Raw genomic sequence first — 579 nt, 5'->3', positions numbered from 1 at the left:
ATCAAGCTCACGTGTATTCCCTTCGCGCCTCCCAAGCATTTTTTGTCTTCTTTTGTGCAGACGAGCATGCAACCCATACCCAATTTGCACGGCGGAAGTCATTCTTAGGCGTCGAGGTCTTCGAAATCAAGCTACCGCTCGCGCACCTTCAAGCTGCAACGATGGCACTGCGCAATCTTGAGCAATTGGTTCCAGAGTTTCGTCCTCTGTGAGCAATCCTGCAGCCGCAGCTTCTAGCCTACGCCGCGCGACGGACAAATAGGTCTCGCTTATATCGAATCCTAGAAATCTCCGCCCCAAGGCAAGTGCGGCCACGCCAGCAGTCCCCGCGCCGCAGAATGGGTCGAACACATAGTCGTCTGGCTCGGTTGAGATGGCTATGCATCGGCCGGGAAGGGCTACGGGAAACTGAGCGCCATGACCGTCGCGGCCAGCCGACGTGGGAAGTATCCAGCTATCCGAGAGCTTATTTGCTTCCACACCTGAATTGCGCCCTCCAAGCTTAGGGGGCGTCGTTCGGAAGGCCTCTTTCGAAAAAAATGGCGTTCGCTGGCGAGTAATATGCAAAACATACTCTAC

Annotated in this window: 2 protein-coding genes; one reads left to right on the top strand and one right to left on the bottom strand. The window is 55.1% G+C overall.

What is annotated here, in order from left to right; all coding sequences use genetic code 11:
* A partial coding sequence (locus tag ACH34W_RS55600; RefSeq protein WP_395969367.1) for a hypothetical protein occupies window positions 1–212 on the top strand: 212 nt, incomplete at its 5' end.
* On the opposite strand, the gene ACH34W_RS55595 is transcribed toward ACH34W_RS55600, so the two are convergent.
* Window positions 127–567 (bottom strand): DNA methyltransferase, encoded by a 441-nt coding sequence (locus tag ACH34W_RS55595; protein ID WP_395969366.1) that lies wholly within the window; start codon window positions 565–567, stop codon window positions 127–129. The two genes, ACH34W_RS55600 and ACH34W_RS55595, sit on opposite strands and share 86 nt — an antisense overlap.
* Window positions 568–579: the final 12 nt, after the last annotated feature.

It is taken from the genome of Actinomadura sp. 6N118 (genome assembly GCF_044326415.1).
GTDB lineage: Bacteria > Actinomycetota > Actinomycetes > Streptosporangiales > Streptosporangiaceae > Spirillospora.
This window is presented reverse-complemented; position numbering and strand designations above follow the sequence as displayed.